Here is a 16,930-nt window from a genome sequence, read left to right on the forward strand (position 1 = left end):
TTGAGTAGGAGACAATTAACAAGTGCAGAAAATTATCACTTATGGATGGTTTCTGGTGGAATATGTTCATTTGAAGGTTGCTCAAAAAGGTTAATTGAAAATACAAATGGTTCATTAACTAACATAGGAATTAAAGCCCACATAATTGGTCACGCTAAAAACTCTGCTCGACATCAATATATGGAGGAATACGGTTACACACAAGCAACCTTAGAAGATGTATCTAACCTTATGCTTATGTGCTATTATCATTCAAAATTAATAGACGATGAACGTACTAGAGATCAATTTCCACCTGATCGATTATTTCAGATGAAAAAAAACCACGAAGAATGGGTGTCGTCTTGGTCAGCGGCAGAAAAGAAAAAAAGTGTTGCATTAATTTATAAAAAATTAGGAAATCCGATAACTGAAATAAGATACGACGGAGAAATCCCATACCTATTGGTTGAAGCCTTAGAGGATCAAATCGAGTTCGTAGATTCATCTACTGAAGGTTGGAATAATGCCAAAAGAAATAATGAAGAATTACTGGATGACTTTATGGAACTCGTAAGAGAAAGAGATGTGGATGTAGCGGAAGTATTTCCATTGTCTCCGATTCCATTATTGATACATATGGGCTTCCTTCTTACAGATACTATCTCCCTTTGTGTTTATCAATTTGATAGGGAAAATGAAGTTTGGGTGATGAATAAACCAGAAGAAACTAAGAATGAAGAAATAAAAGTAGAGCAAGAATCAAAAATAAATGGGGTAGAAGACCTAGCTGTTTTGGTATCAATAAGTGGAAAAGTCAAAGTGAAAGATGTAGAAGAGGCTATAAGCAATAACTTTGATTATCTATCTTTTACTATTAATAACCCTGGTGTAAAACGAGTACTATATCGTAATGATGTTAAATCAATTCAATCAATAGTAAAGGAGCAAGTTGAATCCTTAATACAAGATCTGGACTATGAGAGAATTCATTTGTTTTTAGCTGGTCCAGCTGGATTAGCTCTAGAAATTGGTAGAGGTATAAACCCAAGAATTTGGGGAGAGGTACGGTTATATCAGTTTGATAGAAGGGTAAAGCCTCGATATCAATATGCCTTTTCATTAAATTAAGTTGTAAATCGTTAGAAGAAAATAATCTGGAGTAAATTATAAATATACTAAATGTTTCTGACTATATAGGAGAAAAAAGTTATTAACATCATTATTTATTATTAAAAAGAATTGGGGGTTTAGAAAGAATACATGAAAATGTTGTAATGTGATACTAAAACTACTCCGTTTTTTGTTACTTCAATTTTCTTAATTAACTTGTGAAGCGTCTAGCAAAAAGTTCTTCGTCAGTTAGTTCTTTGGAAATATTTATTAACTTCATGTTGAAAAGAATCTAAAAAAGAAACCTAAATTAATTAGGTTTCTTTTTTAGAACTAACTTATCTAAGATAACAGGAAACAGAGTGGATTAATGCACTGCTTTTTCTTTCATATTCTCTATATTTTTTGGTAGCATTTATTACTCCATTCGATATGGAGTCCTGTTCGTTAATTAAATGAACAGGAATATTCAAAGACATAAGAACATCTTCATTAAATCTAGGGTGCTGGCTACCTTCAACAGCGTTGGAGAGAACTTGTTGAACTTGCGGTGATAGCAAATAAGGAACTAAAAATGCGATTGACTCTTTAGTGTCAATTGGTGAAAGTACATAAAACTCAGTTGAACAAACATTGGTAATCTCATCCATATTTTCATGTATATTATCCACATAAGCAACTTGCCTTAGGTAAGGCCTTAATCGGGATATTATTATATCCCCCTGTTTTATAATTTTTTTTGTACTATTAATGTTATTTGTTAAAGGTTTGTTACCGATAATTTTTCCATCAACTACATCTCCTGTATTTATTAAATACAATTTACTTTGGAGGTTTTTTAAATTCTTTTTACTAAAAAGCTCATTTGATATTTTGGCCACCTTATTTAGTGGTATATACTCTGATGCTTTAATGGTTATATTTCTTCCAGGATGGTATCTCTCAGCAGAAAGGATAAAACCATTATCTAAATTAGATACCTGTATTGTTGTGGAAATTGCCATTATTCGTTCACCCAACTTGAATAATTTTGACTAATGAATTGTTTAAAGTCTTTATATATCTCATCAAGATCATGATCAACATTTTCAAAAGCTTGGTCATCAGTTTTATATTGAAGATTACCTCTACTATCTTTTCCGGCTAGTTCACTGATACCGAAGAAAATCTCTTCGTTAGGAATATTTGTTACTGAATTCTTTCTCTTCTGAAGGAAGAGTATCCCTGTTTTAACTGGAGTATGTGGCATAAACACATTTCTTGGTAGTCCGATTACTCCAACGATCTTTGCATGATGAAGAATCCACTTACGTAAATAAGCCCAATTATTAGATCCAAACTTATTGTTTGGTAATATTATAGCCATCCTACCACCAGGGTTTAGCAACTCTATACAACGTTCAATAAATAACGCATCTCGTTGAATTCTACTTTTCCCTTTTGCTACTACATAATTGTCAAGGAATTTACTTTCATTAATTTCGCCCGCAAATGGGGGATTGGTAACAATTATATCAAATTTTTTAAAGCCACATTTATTTATTCTTAAACAATCCTCTATAGATGTTATACTGGCAACATTCTCTATAAATAAATTCTCTTGTAACTCAGGAAGGATCAGGCTATTAATTTTATGCACATTAGCTTGTGAAACACCTGAAATATACATAAGTGCTTTAGAAACACGTACGGCTTTTTCATCAAAATCAAATCCCCATAAGTTATGCCCTGTTGAATTATGGTGGTCATTATAATAGTTATAGGAGTGAAGAAGAAATGCGCCTGAACCGCTTGCAGGATCTAAAATATTTTCATGGTAACGTGGTGCTATAATCTTAATACAAAAATCTATTATGTATCGTGGAGTGAAAAATTGTCCTTTCGATCCCTTAGAGGTTCTTGAAACAATAAATTCGAAAAAAGCATCTAAGGCTTGAAAGCTATATTCAGACAACTTATAGTTATTTAATAGTTTTACGCAGACATCAACATGTCCAGGGCTTAATTTTGTTCTATCTTCATGTAATACACCTTTCCAATGTTTATTCATCTCAAATAACAATTTATTTACTCTAGCTACGGTGTCATCTGATGTGCCAGAATCAATATAATCTTCAGTTTCATTTTTTTCACACCAAAGCTTTGCCATGATAAGCTTTAGAATTTCTTCGAAATCATTCTCACCAGAATTCGCTAGAACAATCTCCTCTAACCTAATGAAGAGTCCTTCTAATTTATCAGGAAGGGTAACATGTCTTTTCCCCAATAGTATCACCTCAAAAACATCATAGCATGCTTCCAAATCCATTTCAAGACCACGGTCTAAATTAATGAGAATATTCGATTTTTGAATATCGGAGTATGAGAAATAACATAAATAATGAGGGGATGGAAAATATGAACAATATCCATAATGAAGATTACATAGAAATAATTACACGCTTACGCTTAGCTAGGATTTCAGCTGGCATAACTCAAAAAGAATTGTCAGAGAAACTTAATATAAACCAATCCATTATTTCAAAGGTGGAAAATTGCGAGCGAAAAATTGATGTTCTGGAATTTTTTATATGGACAAATCAATTAAATATTTCATGGAAGAGTATTATTCCAAATAAATACTTAAAATTAGGAGATGATAATTGTGAAAGCGGAATCAATGAATGATTCAAAAACAGTAACACAAGAAGAATTAGCCGAACTTAGAAAGATGTTAGACCCCCTAATAGGGGTGCAATTTGACATATTAGCAGTACCTGAATCTGTTCTTTTAGGATTAGAGCCATCTCAAGTTGGTACTATGGTTGGTACTTTAATGGATTCATGTATCCCGGTACTTCATACTATTCCAACAACCGAACAAGGCAAGGAATTCCCTAATATTGGAATAACGAAACATGATGGAATCCTAGGCAATAGAGAGGGGTATCCAGATTTTTTACATGAATCAGGAAAGAGGTTGGAGTTGAAACTATTGTTTGTTGATAACCCAGAGGTGAAAATGAAAAAGCCACCAACTCCAAGAGAGCCCTCTGCTAGATTAACACAAAAGGTCACTGTGAAAAATGTAATCCCTGATAGAGATGTATTACTAGTTCTTGCCTACCAGCTGGAAGAAAATAAACAAAGGAAAGGGTATTACTCTCCTACAATTATGGATATAGGGTTGTTTCCAGTAATAGAATGTATTAATGCAAGAGATAAAAGGATGGAGGATTGTGGGGGCAGATGGTTTGGAAATTACGATACGCCTACTATACTCAGTAGAATTGGTAAGGAGAAGTTAAAGAAGAACGAAAAACTTAATTTCTCTACTTACGGTAGAAAAGAAGAGGAAGGTTTAGATTTCAATGAGGATACAAATTTCGGTAAATTGAAACGAATTCCTTATCTTCCGCTACAAAAATTTATAGCACTTCATAAACAGAAAAACTGAACCAATTAACCTTATTTAGATATACAGTGGTTTGTAGCTTAATAGATTAGCTTTTTAGTAAGGCTTTATTTGATATGAAGAAGTGTAAATAAGAGAACTTATAATAAGCAAAATAAAAATTTCGAAAAAACATTGGTCAAATTACAGATCGAGTTATGTCAAAATCACATAGAATACTAAGTTAGTTGCAACAGGTTTTCATAGCGTCAATTATAATAAACAGTGTCATATCGGATTTTTATTAATATAAAGCTGGGATATTTCTAACCCAGCTTTTCTATAATAATAGAACATATTATTATTTGTCCTTTATTTAATCAAAAAACATACTGACTTTGATAATCAGTTCCTCTTCCTCAAACATAGGTTTAAAATCATCATAATTATGTAAAAAACATGATGGGACTCTTCGGCAAGGATTAATCACCTTTAATGATAAAATATGGAATATTCATTGCTATAGAAGAGTAGATAAATGCTTTTTAGATACTATGTTATTGTGAAGTTCAAGAACAAAAAAATTATTAAAATCTAGCAAACAAATCAGGATATGTCCATTAATACAGATAGATTAAAAATATTTGTGGCTGCATTATTATTCCTTATTTGGAAGATATAAAGTGCTCAAAACCCTCATGGTGTGAGAGTAAAGTGAACCACTAAATACTAAGTCATACCTATCATGTTTTTATAAACTTTTTACGTTTAACGATAGGTTGCTTAATTACAAATTTATAGCATTTCTTTAAGAGTTCGTAATCAGTTTGAGATATTAAATGAGTATGGGCGATTTTATTTCTTATGGGAGTTAATTGCTGAAGCAATATTAATTGTTCTGTTTTAAAATGTGATAGTACTTGAGGGTATCTTCCGAAAAAAGCTACAAGTTCGTGGAAGTAAGAATTATGTTCATCTCGTTTTTCGCAGAGTATGGAGACCCAATGGTAGCCATACTGTTTTTGCATATTTGTTTTTACAATTATACGTAAGTGATTTTCGATTTCATACAGCATTGAATAAGCTTCTTTCATTACAGGTGTATTCATTTTAGGAGTACTCCTTTCGAGGTTGATATTGGGGATGTAATAAATTTCTACCTTAATACATAATACCCTTTAAATCTTTTTGTAAAAAAATAAATAGGGCACAATATGCCACCCTGTAAGGGTAGTTAATTGTGCGTTTACATGCCTTGGATTTAAATAACTATGTGTAATACTTTAGGTATACCTATTATCGAAAAATTGTATAACTAAAAATTAAAGAGGTATATATTAATGGTAGCCTTGTAATTACGAAGGAGGTTCCTTGAGACTATAATGGATGAGGTATTTCTAAAAGAGTATAGCTGAAAAAACACCTTACCTAATGCCTTTTAGGCATCCCTGGAAAGGTGTTTTTTAACATTAGTTTATATCTTACGCATACATCTCCGAAGACTTCTTAGCTTTCAAATCAAATCTATCTGCATTCATAACCTTGGTCCATGCTTTCACAAAGTCTTTCACAAACTTCTCTTTGTTATCATCTTGTGCATAAACTTCTGCTAGGGCGCGGAGTTCGGAGTTCGATCCGAATACAAGGTCGACGCGTGTTGCGGTGCGTTTGACTTCGCCTGTTTTGCGGTCGCGTCCTTCGTAATGGTTGTAGCCTGCTGGCTTCCACTCGATGTTCATATCAAGCAGGTTGACGAAGAAGTCGTTTGAGAGTGTGCCGACCCGGTCTGTGAATACGCCGTGTTCTGTGCCTTTGTAGTTGGTACCGAGTACACGCATACCACCGATCAAGACGGTCATTTCCGGTGCTGTCAGTCCGAGCAACTGAGACTTGTCCACTAACAGTTCCTCTGGGCTCAACGTGTATTCCTTTTTCTCATAGTTACGGAATCCGTCTGCCATTGGCTCAAGTACTTCAAAGCTTTCGACGTCGGTTTGCTCTTGTGATGCATCACCACGTCCAGCTGCGAATGGAACAGTTACGTTAACGCCTGCATCTGCTGCTGCTTTTTCGATAGCGGCACTTCCACCAAGCACAATTAAATCAGCAAGACTTACTTTTTTATCAAGCTGGCTTTGGATTTCTTCATACACTGAAAGCACTTTAGCCAGGTGCTCTGGCTCGTTTACTTCCCAATCTTTTTGAGGAGCAAGACGGATACGTGCACCGTTTGCACCACCGCGCATGTCTGATCCACGGTATGTGCTTGCTGAAGCCCAAGCCGTTTTCACGAGCTCACTTACGGATAGGTCAGAATCTAAAATCTTCGTTTTTAGTTCTTCTACTTCAGCCTCTGACAATTCATAATCCACTTCTGGAATCGTATCCTGCCAGATCAATTCCTCTTCCGGTACTTCAGGTCCGAGGTATCTTGACTTAGGCCCCATGTCACGATGAAGAAGCTTGAACCATGCACGAGCGAAGGCATCTGCGAACTCATCAGGATTCTCATGGAATCGGCGGGAGATTTTTTCATAATCAGGGAACATGCGTAATGCCATGTCGGCTGTCGTCATAAACGTCGGAACTTTTATAGAAGGATTCTCAGCATCTGGCGCAAGATGCTCTTCTTTCGGGTTGATAGGTTTCCATTGGTTCGCACCTGCTGGACTTTTCGTCAATTCCCATTCGTAGCCGAACAACATGTCGAAATAACCATTGTCCCATTGCGTCGGATTCGCCGTCCAAGCACCTTCAACACCACTCGTTATCGTGTCACGGCCTTTACCGCTTCCGTAAGTGCTCTTCCAGCCGAAGCCTTGATCTTCAATATCGGCAGCTTCCGGGTCTGGTCCGACATGGGCTTCCGCATCGCCAGCACCGTGCGCTTTACCGAATGTGTGTCCACCGGCAATCAGGGCAACCGTCTCCTCATCGTTCATTCCCATGCGGGCGAACGTTTCACGGATGTCGTGCCCACTGGCAACTGGATCCGGGTTTCCGTTCGGTCCTTCAGGGTTTACATAGATAAGCCCCATCTGAACGGCAGCAAGCGGACTTTCAAGCTCGCGGTCGCCAGAGTAACGGTTGTCACCGAGCCATTCAGTTTCATTACCCCAGTAGACGTCTTCTTCCGGTTGCCAAACGTCTTCACGTCCACCACCGAAACCAAACGTTTTCAAGCCCATCGATTCAATCGCGACGTTACCTGCTAGGACAAGTAGATCGGCCCATGAAATCTTGTTTCCGTATTTTTGCTTGATCGGCCATAGCAAACGGCGAGCCTTATCAAGGTTCGCGTTATCCGGCCAGCTGTTCAGCGGTGCGAAACGCTGTTGTCCTTTTGCGCCACCACCGCGTCCGTCGCCTGTACGGTATGTACCGGCTGCGTGCCAAGACATGCGGATAAAGAGGGGACCATAGTGTCCATAGTCAGCAGGCCACCAGTCCTGGCTGTCCGTCATCAGGTCATGAAGATCCTGCTTCAATGCGTCATAGTCCAGCTTTTGGAACGCTTCTGCATAATCGAAGTCTTCTCCGAGAGGATTCGACTTCTTGTCATGCTGGCGAAGGATGTTCAAGTTCAACTGATTTGGCCACCAGTCCTTGTTCGTCGTACCAACCTTAGTCGTCGTGACGGCAGTTTCTTCCTTCGTTTTCGCGCCAGTGAATGGACATTGACCAGCACCCGCTTTACTGTCATGCATTTCATTCTTATCCATCTAGCATGCTCCTCTCATATAGTGAAATTCATTATAATTTATATTACATTATAATAATACTAAAGTAGGAATCATTTGAAAAGAAAAATGTTTTTCATCTATTTCCTATTATAGTAAAAATTTTCAGAAAAATAAAATGATAGATTAAAACATTCAGAGAAAATAATCCACTCTAGGTTAACCGTGTGATTTATGTTGACGAAAAACGAAGGACGTTGGAAAAATTTGTTGAAATAGAGATGTAGAACCTTAATTGTTTTTTAAAAAGAAGCCGTAGATGAATGCCCTGATAGATGACCTGACCTAAAAATGATAGAGGATGGTAAAGCGATGTAATTTAATCGGTTGGTTTAAGTAACTTCATAAACGTTTAGCAGGAATCTTCGTAAGAGGTGTTAGCAATGTTCAAAGAAAGAAACTTCCTTATTTTATGGTTAGGTCAACTTGTTTCAATTTTTGGAGGTCGGTTTAGTGATCTCGTTATTCCGTGGGTTGTTCTACAAGTCACGGATTCACCGCTAAAAGCAGCTATTGTCGCAATAAGCACGCAAATTGCCCCATTATTGTTTTCTTTACCAGCTGGTGTTTGGATAGAGAACAGATCTAAGAAGAAGATAGCAATGTTATCAGAAATGATCCGTACAATCATGATGACCTTGCTTGTTGTAGTTATTTTATTCGGTGAATTCAATCTCTTAGTTATCTGCTCTATTCTATTTGTAACGAGTTTAGCAGGATTATTTTTTCGCATTTCACTTAACGCTTTATTGCCAGGGATAACAGGTAGAAAACGTCTTGTTGATGCACACAATTATTTAGAAGCTGCTGATGCTGTTAGTACGTTAATAGGGCCGATCCTGGCAGGATTCCTACTCTCAGCAATCGGTGCTGCTGCAACGCTAGGGATTGATGCTTTTACATTCCTATTATCCTTTGCGAGTATTGGGTTATTAAAATTAGGGGAAAAGTCCTTCTCTAAAAGCAAAGAACGTAAAATCGACAAGAAACAATCCCTGCAAGACGGATTAGAAGGGGTAAAGCTTCTATTTTCCACGAAAATACAACGCTTTATTTCTTTCAACCATTCTGTTCTGAACTTTTCTACCCATGCAGTAACACTACTTGTGGTTATAACAGCCAAACAGGAATTAGGCTTGTCCGCTTTTCAAACAGGCATATTACTTTCTGGAGCAGGTATTGGAAACTTGATTGCTATATTTGTGATGGCACGACTGAAAGAAGCTCATTGGAACAAACTCTATGGTTCAATAATGCTTTGCTCTGGTATGGGCGTATTTCTAATCGCTATTTCTTCTACGATGTGGGGAGCATTTGTAGGCATGATCTTGTTTGATGGAGCACTTTCAATGGCCTTTGTGGTAAACGGTGCAGCAAGGCAAACGGTTACGACAAATCAATTTTTAGCGAGGATAAGTAGTGGAGGGATCCTGTTAAGTGGAATTGTTGTGATACTAGCTAATGGATTTGCGGGATTGATATCGGAAGGGTTCAATCCAATCCTCGGCTTACTGTTTTGTGCAGGTCTATTGTTGATTAATAGTGGCATTTCATTTGCTCAACTACACTTGAAAAGATCGATTTCTTCATTAGGTTTTGAGGAATAAAAATTTCATATCTTCATAGAGGCGTTGATCTTTGAAGGATTACGCCTCTTTTTGTTTAATACCTTACTAGGAAGTATTTGGGATAAATTGCTATGTTGTACTGGGGGATTTAAAGTGAAATATGCAATAAACCTATTAATGATTTCTCTTCTATTCGTATCGGGGTGTTCAAATTCACTCTCAAGCTCGTTGCCAGAAACACAAATCATTGCAGAAGAACCGATCATAATCGGACATATAACGAGGATTAATAATGAAGACCAGGTTTTTCAAGTCGTTGAAAACATATCGAAAAAGAAAGCTCTAAATGGTGTAGCAAAAGATGAAGGCTATTGGGTACAGTTAAACGGCATAACCATTGATCAAAAACTTGCTATCGGAAACAAAGTAGCCGTTTGGGACTCTCCGACTGATAAAAGTCACAGTATAGAAGAAAGAAAAGCAGCACCAATAGGGAAGCATATTGTGCTGTTGGAGAAATAGCCTAAAAGCTATTAGTAGAGTTTAATGAAGAGAAAAAAGCTTAAAGGAAGTTTCCTTTAAGCTTTTTTGATGTTCCATCTGTTACTTATTCCCCAAACGCCTCCGGCAGCATTTTGAACCCTTCGATCTCTGCATCTTCCTCAATTTCGATCATGATGCAGCGTTTTCCTTTGTAGTTGACTTGTCTTACGTATTCGAGGTCTTGCGGGCTGATGGAGATGTTCGCGACTTTCGTTTGGATTTTGATAGACTTCGATTTATATTTCGGTACGACGCTGCTTGCTTTCAGCTCATATGATTCGTTAGCGGTAATCCGTTCAAAAGCGGCTTTTACTTTTTCCGATTCGACTTTCTCGCTGCCGCCGCTTTGATTCAGGACGCGTTCGACGTTCTTGTAATCGAGCTTCGGTTCTTCATCCTCTTCGTTTTCCTCGACCATCGTGTTGATTTCCCGGTAGACGTTCGCGAGGGTAGAAGGGGTGAGCTGGTCGCCCATCACATCCTTGATTACTTCCTCAAACACCTCTTTGTCCTCTTTCGCGGTGATCGTATGTTCACTGTTCAACACGTCTTCGGTAAAACGATGATCCGGTTCATTCGCTTTCTTTGCCGAATATAAAACATGGTTCACATCCGATGCGCCATTCGAAAAGCAAGGGAAGAGGAAACCGGTCATCGGGGTGTCGAGGTCAATGACGGAGTCGACGTCGATGTTGTACTTGAACGCCTTTTCCACATAGTCGAACACCAACTCCCGTTTCGCTTCTTGTGTTTTATTAATGCTGCACAGGATGAAGGGGTGGGAGTAAACCGCGTCCCGTTCACTTTCCTCGGCTTCATCATTGCGCTTTTTCATCGGCTTCAGGTATTCGGCCTTAATGAAGGTGATCACGACATCCTTTTCATACGGATTGTCCTTGATCATTTTTTCCGTCATCAGAAGCATTTGATCCATCCAATCCTCAACACCGCTGCTCAATAAGCCTTTATGTAAAATGAGCTGGCTTTCGGCTTCACGCTTGAACTTCAGCTCAAACAGCTTCTCGTTCAACTGACCGGTAAGCAGCTTTTTGAAATTCTTGATGAAAAGCTCCTGCTGGTCCCGATCGAGCATTTCAAACGGCTGGCTCTGGTAGTGATAGATGTCTGTTGTTTCCTTCATGATATATACGTTAAAGATGTCTGAGATCTTCAATAAATCGTTATCGACTTTCAGTTGTCGGCGAAGGCCGGCAATGTCTTTTTTGTTCATCAACCATCCACTCCTATAATGCATTCTCATAAACAACGATTCTTCTATTTTAACACCGTAGAGCTGTTTTAGGTATAGACACAAACATGTGAGCGTTCAGGACATACACTGGTACAAGTATAATGAAAATACTTTGAGAAGGTGCGAAAAAATATGTCCGATGCAAAGCTAGACCCGAGCTTAAGGAAGCTGTTCAATGACTGGAACGCTTCAGTATTAGACTATCGAAACAGCATTCCAACAAAAACAAAGAATAGTACCGAAACGAATCAAGTGCGCGTCATCCGTGTGCCGAAGGATTTTACGACAATTATGGGGGCGGTAGAGGAAGCTTCATCCGGTGATACGATTCTAGTATCCGATGGCACGTATCATGAAAGCATTTCTGTTCCCTCGACGAAAACGTCCCTACGAATCATCGCGGTGGGAAGCGAAGTCATCCTGGATGGGAAGAGCCGATTGGATACAGGCTTCACCTTATCGGCTAACAACATTGAAGTGAACGGCTTCTCAATCCGAAACTTCGTAAAAGCTGGGATTGAAGTCGCGGGTGTTTATGGTGTGAAGCTGATTGGCAATACCATTTCGAAAGTAATTGAAGGTCACGGCATCCAACTGGATCAGCGGACGTTCTCTAATTTGATATGGAAAAATCATGTTACACATGCACGGCTGGACGGGATTAATCTCCAATCGAAAAACGTGTGGGTCGTTGACAATGAATTCAGCCATAACGGTCAAAACGGTGTTCATATCCAAACGATCGGCAATCATATCGTTGGGAATCGGATACGGAACAACAAAGAGAATGGTGTGCTAGAGGACCAAGGCTTCAACCTTGTTTTTAATAATAAAATTGAAGGGAACGGGAAAGAGGGCCTCAGTCTACCATCCGGTATTGGGGGTTCGATGTCGATCGGCAATCAGCTTGATCGGAATAAACGAAATGGCGTGCATGTTAAGACGATCGGAAACACGCTTCTCGACACTTATGTCACGGAAAATAGCAAGGCTGGGGTACGGATCGATTCAGGTTTTAATGTGATGACGTTGAACGACGTGAACCGAAATCAAAATAACGGAGTCGTACTTTCAGAGGATGCGATGAAAAACCTCCTTTTACGGAACCTGTTCAAAGGGAACCGACCAGAGGACATAGTCGTTAAAAATCCAAACAATACCCTTCTCCAGAACCATATCATCACCTCGCCATTTCTTCCTGCTGAAAAGTATACATCCCGCAAGGTAGGTGTCCTTCATGTCCCGAAAGACTTCACAACGATTTCGGATGCGGTGAATGCTGCAGCTCCAGGGGATACAATCCTTGTGGAAAATGGGACCTATCGAGAAGAAATTACGATCCCGTTAGCGAAGTCAGGCATCAACATCATCGCCAATGGGGACAGGGTTATTCTCGATGGGGAAGGGAAGCTGAAAACGGCGCTCGACATTTCCTCCAATCTCATACAAATCCAAGGATTGAAGATCCAAAATTACACGCAAACCGGAATCAGTGTAAAAGGAATCGGGATATCCCTTGCGGAGAATACGATTCATAATATAACGAACGGGAACGGAATCGAGCTGTCACTCGCGTTTTCAACGTTAATGTGGAAAAACCGCATCAGCAAAGCGAAAAGTCACGGGATCACGATCAAAGCGATGAACACGTGGATTGTCGACAATGATATATCGGCGAATGGCGGGAATGGCATTAACTTTGAAGGGAGTACGACCGTCGGCAGCACGATCACGCATAACCGGATCCAAAACAATGCTCAGAGTGGAATCGCCGACAATGCCGGCTTCAATTTTATCTATAACAATGAAATGATCGGGAATAGACAGAACGGGGTGTATGAAGTAGCGGGTCTAGGGTCTGGTGCGATCATTGAGAATCTGTTGTATGCGAACGGAAATGGCGTCCGACTTGATAATGATGGAGCGGAGGTAGCGGGGAATACAATCCGCTCGAACTCGAAGTCCGGTGTTCTCATGAATAGCGATTTCAATAATCTTCAGAAAAACACGCTCGCACAAAATAACGGCAGCGGAGTGAAGTTGACTGTGGAAGCGACCGGCAACCTCGTTTCCAACAATACGATCGTGGAAAATAGTCCGGTCGACATTAAAGCGGAAAACCCGAACAACACGTTTCTTGATAATCGCTGTATGAAAAGCGATCCGCCTGACATATGTAAGTAAGAAAAAACGGTCCTCCTGCTCATTGGCAAGAGAACCGTTTTCGTATTTTGTACGTCATTCTGTGTATTCAGCTACAAGCTCTCGGAAGCCTTTGCTTGCTTCAATCGATTCGAATAATGGATCCGAAAACGCATATTTGCTGTACTCAGGACCATAGAAGAAAGAATATCGCAAATTGGTCAGGGCTTCTGCCGTTTTGTTTTGTACCGATAGAACCTGTGCTTTTCCGTAATAACCATGAGGCGTTTCCGGATAAAGATCAATGATGTCTTCGAAAGCCTCTATTGCAGACTGATAGGCTTGCTTTTCAAGAAGTAATTCACCTTTATAAGCCATAGCTTCAATGTCGGTTTGATCCGATTGAATGAGATCATCAAGTGTCATAATTGCACTTTGAATATCACCGTTGCGCTCGTGGGCAATTGCAACATACCACAGGGCGGCAGGATCATTAGGATAATAGTCAAGATACTTGTTGAAATTCTCTATTGAAGGTTCGTAAAATTCTTGCATGAATGTGGTGAGACCTAATCCATAATAAGCATCTGCTGTTTCATGTGTGATTTCATATTGGATCGCTTGTTTGTATGAGATCATGGCTTCTACATATTCCTCCAACCAAAGGTGAGCATCCCCAAGGATGATATATTCAAAGGCATCGTTTGGTTGGATCTTGATACTCTTTTCCATTACTTCAATGGTCTCTTCAAAACGTTCCAATTGATTGAGGGCAAAACCTTTATTAACTAAAGCTGCGTTATTGTCCGGGTCTTTTTCAAGGATCACTTCTACAAGCTCTAATCCTGCTTCATAATCCTCATTGTCCAGCATAGCAACAGCTTCCTCGTTCAGACTCACTAAGTCATCCCCGTCCGAAGAAAGAGCATTGAAACTTACAAGGACGAAAATAATAAATAACGGAATAATCGTAGAGTTTAATTGATAATTTCTAATCACATTGCTGCGATTTTTTATCGGATTCTTCATCTTGGACTCCTTTATCGGCTGATAGTACTTATTTCGGTAAAGGAGAAAGGATTTTTAGTGAAATTCGAAAACTGCTATAAAAGTAAAAAACGGTCCTCCTGCCCAAGGCAAGAGAACCGTACTTTTTTGTTGGTTAAATAAGCTTCAATGCATTTAGCATGACAATGATGATAAGGACTGGAGCGACGAATCGCAAACCTAAAATCCAGAGCTTACCCCAAATGCTAGCTTCGCTAAGTCCGCCGATTTCAAGGGACTTCTTCTTGCCAAGTGCCCATCCGACAAATAGAGCAGTCAACAATCCACCAAGTGGAAGGAGGATGTTGGATGCTAAGTAGTCGACAGCATCGAAGAATCCTAAACCGCCGATCGTGAATCCGCTCCATGCTCCAAGTGAAAGAGAGGATGGAATTCCGAACAACGTGATGATGATTCCAAGAATCCATGTTGCCTTCTTACGTGACCACTCGAATTTGCGCATGAAGTATGCGACTGGAACTTCAAGGATCGAGATGGCAGATGTTAATGCTGCCATTGAAATCAACAAGAAGAACAAGACAGAGAAGAATTGACCAAACGGCATCATTTCAAATACAGCTGGTAGTGTGATAAAGATCAACCCTGGTCCATCGCCTGGGTTCATTCCGAAGGCGAACACTGCAGGGAAAATCGCCAATCCAGCTAACAATGCAAATCCTGTATCGGCCAAGGAGATGCCTACTGCCGCTGTCGGAAGCTTAACGTCTTTCGGTACATAACTTCCGTACGTGATCATCGTACCCATCCCTAAACTGAGAGAGAAGAATGCGTGCCCTAAAGCGACCAGGATCGCACTGGCAGTCAGTGATGAGAAGTCAGGTGAGAATAGGAAGGAGATCCCTTCACCTGCACCAGGTAATGTGACGGAACGAATCACTAGGATAAGTAAGAGAACACCTAGTGTCGGCATCAAGATCTTATTCCACTTCTCAATACCTTGTTTAATTCCTTTTACAACGACGATGATGACAATCGCCATGAACAACAGCTGCCACAAAATCGGACTCAGTGCTGTACTGATGAACCCGACGAAATGATCAGCCATCTGATCAGCAGGTACGGCTAGTAAATCCCCGCTCATCGCTTTTGTCGTATACGATAATGCCCAACCTGCAACGACCCCATAGAAGGAAAGAATGAAGAATGCAGCTGCGACACCAAAAATACCGGTGATGAACCATGGTTTACCAGGAGTCAATTCCCTGAATGATCCTACAGCATCCTTTTGTGTATTTCGACCTACTGCAAATTCTGCGAGCATGATCGGAATACCGATAAGTGCGATACAAATTAAATAAACGATAATAAATGCGGCACCGCCATTTTCCCCCGTGATGTAAGGGAACTTCCAGATGTTACCCAACCCGATTGCGGAACCCATCGCTGCTAGCATAAAGCCAGAACGCGTTTTCCATTGTTCACGAGATTGTTGCTCTAACCCTTGACCCATTACAAATCCCCCTTTACATAGAATGCATTTAGTAGATTTCTACTATTTATATAATACATTAACTTAATAGGAATATGACACAATTTTCTTAACTTTTAAAAATTTTGTTTGAAATCCTCTTTTTAAAGGGGTTTCTGCTATTTTTTTCGTTCTATTTTCCTGGCATGGACAATATACTTATAATTGGGTTAAACAAGCATTCAACACTAGAGGAGGTCTTCACTATCAAACCACAAAACTATCAAAACCATGCCATGATCGATCCGAAGTACCATGTTGTCTTAACACTACTCGTTCTAACATCCCTTATCTTATCGATTGCGTTCGTTGTTCAGAACATTGGCAGTCAGCTTCTGCTTAGCCTTGTCGTTATTTTTATGGTCCTTACAGTCGTCTTAATCGCCGCAATCGTCCGGATCTATGCGTTAAAGCTTCAAGACCGGATCATACGGAGCGAGGAAAATTTCCGCTACTACCGGTTAACAGGGGAGCTATTAGACCCAAATCTGAAGATCAATCAAATCATCGCGCTACGCTTTGCGGAGGATGAGGAATATGTGGAACTCGTTGAGCGCGCGAAGCAAGAAAACCTCTCCACAAAGGATATTAAAAAAGCAGTGCGAAATTGGCGTGCCGACCACCATCGCGTATAATAAAAGTAGAACCCAACAGCTCGACGAGGGCTGTTTCTTTTTTTCGTTA

At 39.7% G+C, this 16,930-nt stretch carries 14 protein-coding genes; 7 read left to right on the forward strand and 7 right to left on the reverse strand.

Annotation, left to right across the window (positions count from 1 at the left end):
* The gene (locus V1497_RS02080) at positions 1-1,110 is read left to right on the forward strand and encodes an SAVED domain-containing protein (protein ID WP_349409337.1); all 1,110 of its coding nucleotides are present in this window, start codon (positions 1-3) and stop codon (positions 1,108-1,110) included.
* A 320-nt stretch (positions 1,111-1,430) separates the two neighbouring features.
* Here V1497_RS02080 and V1497_RS02085 read toward each other — a convergent pair whose 3' ends face one another.
* A complete protein-coding gene (locus V1497_RS02085) occupies positions 1,431-2,096 on the reverse strand; it encodes a hypothetical protein (RefSeq protein WP_349409338.1) in 666 nt (221 codons plus the stop codon).
* On the reverse strand, positions 2,096-3,400 hold the full coding sequence (locus V1497_RS02090) for a class I SAM-dependent DNA methyltransferase (RefSeq protein ID WP_349409339.1): 1,305 nt from the start codon (positions 3,398-3,400) through the stop codon (positions 2,096-2,098). The genes V1497_RS02085 and V1497_RS02090 overlap by 1 nt, the downstream gene beginning before the upstream one ends.
* A gap of 89 nt (positions 3,401-3,489) precedes the next feature.
* On the opposite strand from V1497_RS02090, the gene V1497_RS02095 reads away from it, so the two are divergent.
* Together V1497_RS02095 and V1497_RS02100 are read left to right on the forward strand one after the other, a co-directional pair.
* Positions 3,490-3,759 carry a helix-turn-helix transcriptional regulator gene (locus V1497_RS02095; protein ID WP_349409340.1) on the forward strand — a complete coding sequence of 90 codons (270 nt, stop codon included), beginning with the start codon at positions 3,490-3,492 and terminating at the stop codon, positions 3,757-3,759.
* The gene (locus tag V1497_RS02100; protein ID WP_349409341.1) at positions 3,737-4,528 is read left to right on the forward strand and encodes a hypothetical protein; all 792 of its coding nucleotides are present in this window, start codon (positions 3,737-3,739) and stop codon (positions 4,526-4,528) included. The genes V1497_RS02095 and V1497_RS02100 overlap by 23 nt, the downstream gene beginning before the upstream one ends.
* 680 nt (positions 4,529-5,208) lie before the next feature.
* On the opposite strand, the gene V1497_RS02105 is transcribed toward V1497_RS02100, so the two are convergent.
* Positions 5,209-5,574, reverse strand: coding sequence for a hypothetical protein (locus V1497_RS02105; RefSeq protein WP_349409342.1), 366 nt, complete (start codon positions 5,572-5,574; stop codon positions 5,209-5,211).
* Between the two features lie 372 nt (positions 5,575-5,946).
* Entirely contained in the window at positions 5,947-8,187 is a 2,241-nt protein-coding gene (katG, locus tag V1497_RS02110) for a catalase/peroxidase HPI (RefSeq protein WP_349409343.1), read from the reverse strand.
* 401 nt (positions 8,188-8,588) lie between these two features.
* Here katG and V1497_RS02115 point away from each other — a divergent pair, with 401 nt between their 5' ends.
* Together V1497_RS02115 and V1497_RS02120 are read left to right on the forward strand one after the other, a co-directional pair.
* The gene (locus V1497_RS02115) at positions 8,589-9,812 is read left to right on the forward strand and encodes an MFS transporter (protein WP_349409344.1); all 1,224 of its coding nucleotides are present in this window, start codon (positions 8,589-8,591) and stop codon (positions 9,810-9,812) included.
* A gap of 114 nt (positions 9,813-9,926) precedes the next feature.
* On the forward strand, positions 9,927-10,295 hold the full coding sequence (locus tag V1497_RS02120) for a hypothetical protein (RefSeq protein WP_349409345.1): 369 nt from the start codon (positions 9,927-9,929) through the stop codon (positions 10,293-10,295).
* Positions 10,296-10,380: 85 nt separating this feature from the next.
* Here the strand turns inward: V1497_RS02120 and V1497_RS02125 are convergent, their stop codons facing one another.
* Positions 10,381-11,547, reverse strand: a complete 1,167-nt coding sequence (locus V1497_RS02125) for a DUF4317 domain-containing protein (protein WP_349409346.1) — start codon at positions 11,545-11,547, stop codon at positions 10,381-10,383.
* Between the two features lie 153 nt (positions 11,548-11,700).
* Between V1497_RS02125 and V1497_RS02130 the strand changes: the two genes are divergently transcribed.
* Positions 11,701-13,752 carry a nitrous oxide reductase family maturation protein NosD gene (locus tag V1497_RS02130; RefSeq protein ID WP_349409347.1) on the forward strand — a complete coding sequence of 684 codons (2,052 nt, stop codon included), beginning with the start codon at positions 11,701-11,703 and terminating at the stop codon, positions 13,750-13,752.
* A gap of 54 nt (positions 13,753-13,806) precedes the next feature.
* On the opposite strand, the gene V1497_RS02135 is transcribed toward V1497_RS02130, so the two are convergent.
* Entirely contained in the window at positions 13,807-14,739 is a 933-nt protein-coding gene (locus V1497_RS02135; protein ID WP_349409348.1) for a tetratricopeptide repeat protein, read from the reverse strand.
* 133 nt (positions 14,740-14,872) lie between these two features.
* On the reverse strand, positions 14,873-16,228 hold the full coding sequence (locus V1497_RS02140) for a sodium-dependent transporter (protein ID WP_349409349.1): 1,356 nt from the start codon (positions 16,226-16,228) through the stop codon (positions 14,873-14,875).
* Between the two features lie 254 nt (positions 16,229-16,482).
* Between V1497_RS02140 and V1497_RS02145 the strand changes: the two genes are divergently transcribed.
* Positions 16,483-16,881, forward strand: a complete 399-nt coding sequence (locus V1497_RS02145; protein ID WP_349409350.1) for a DUF6526 family protein — start codon at positions 16,483-16,485, stop codon at positions 16,879-16,881.
* Positions 16,882-16,930 lie beyond the last annotated feature (49 nt).

It is taken from the genome of Pseudalkalibacillus sp. SCS-8, assembly GCF_040126055.1.
GTDB classification, from domain to species: Bacteria; Bacillota; Bacilli; order Bacillales; family Fictibacillaceae; genus Pseudalkalibacillus; species Pseudalkalibacillus nanhaiensis.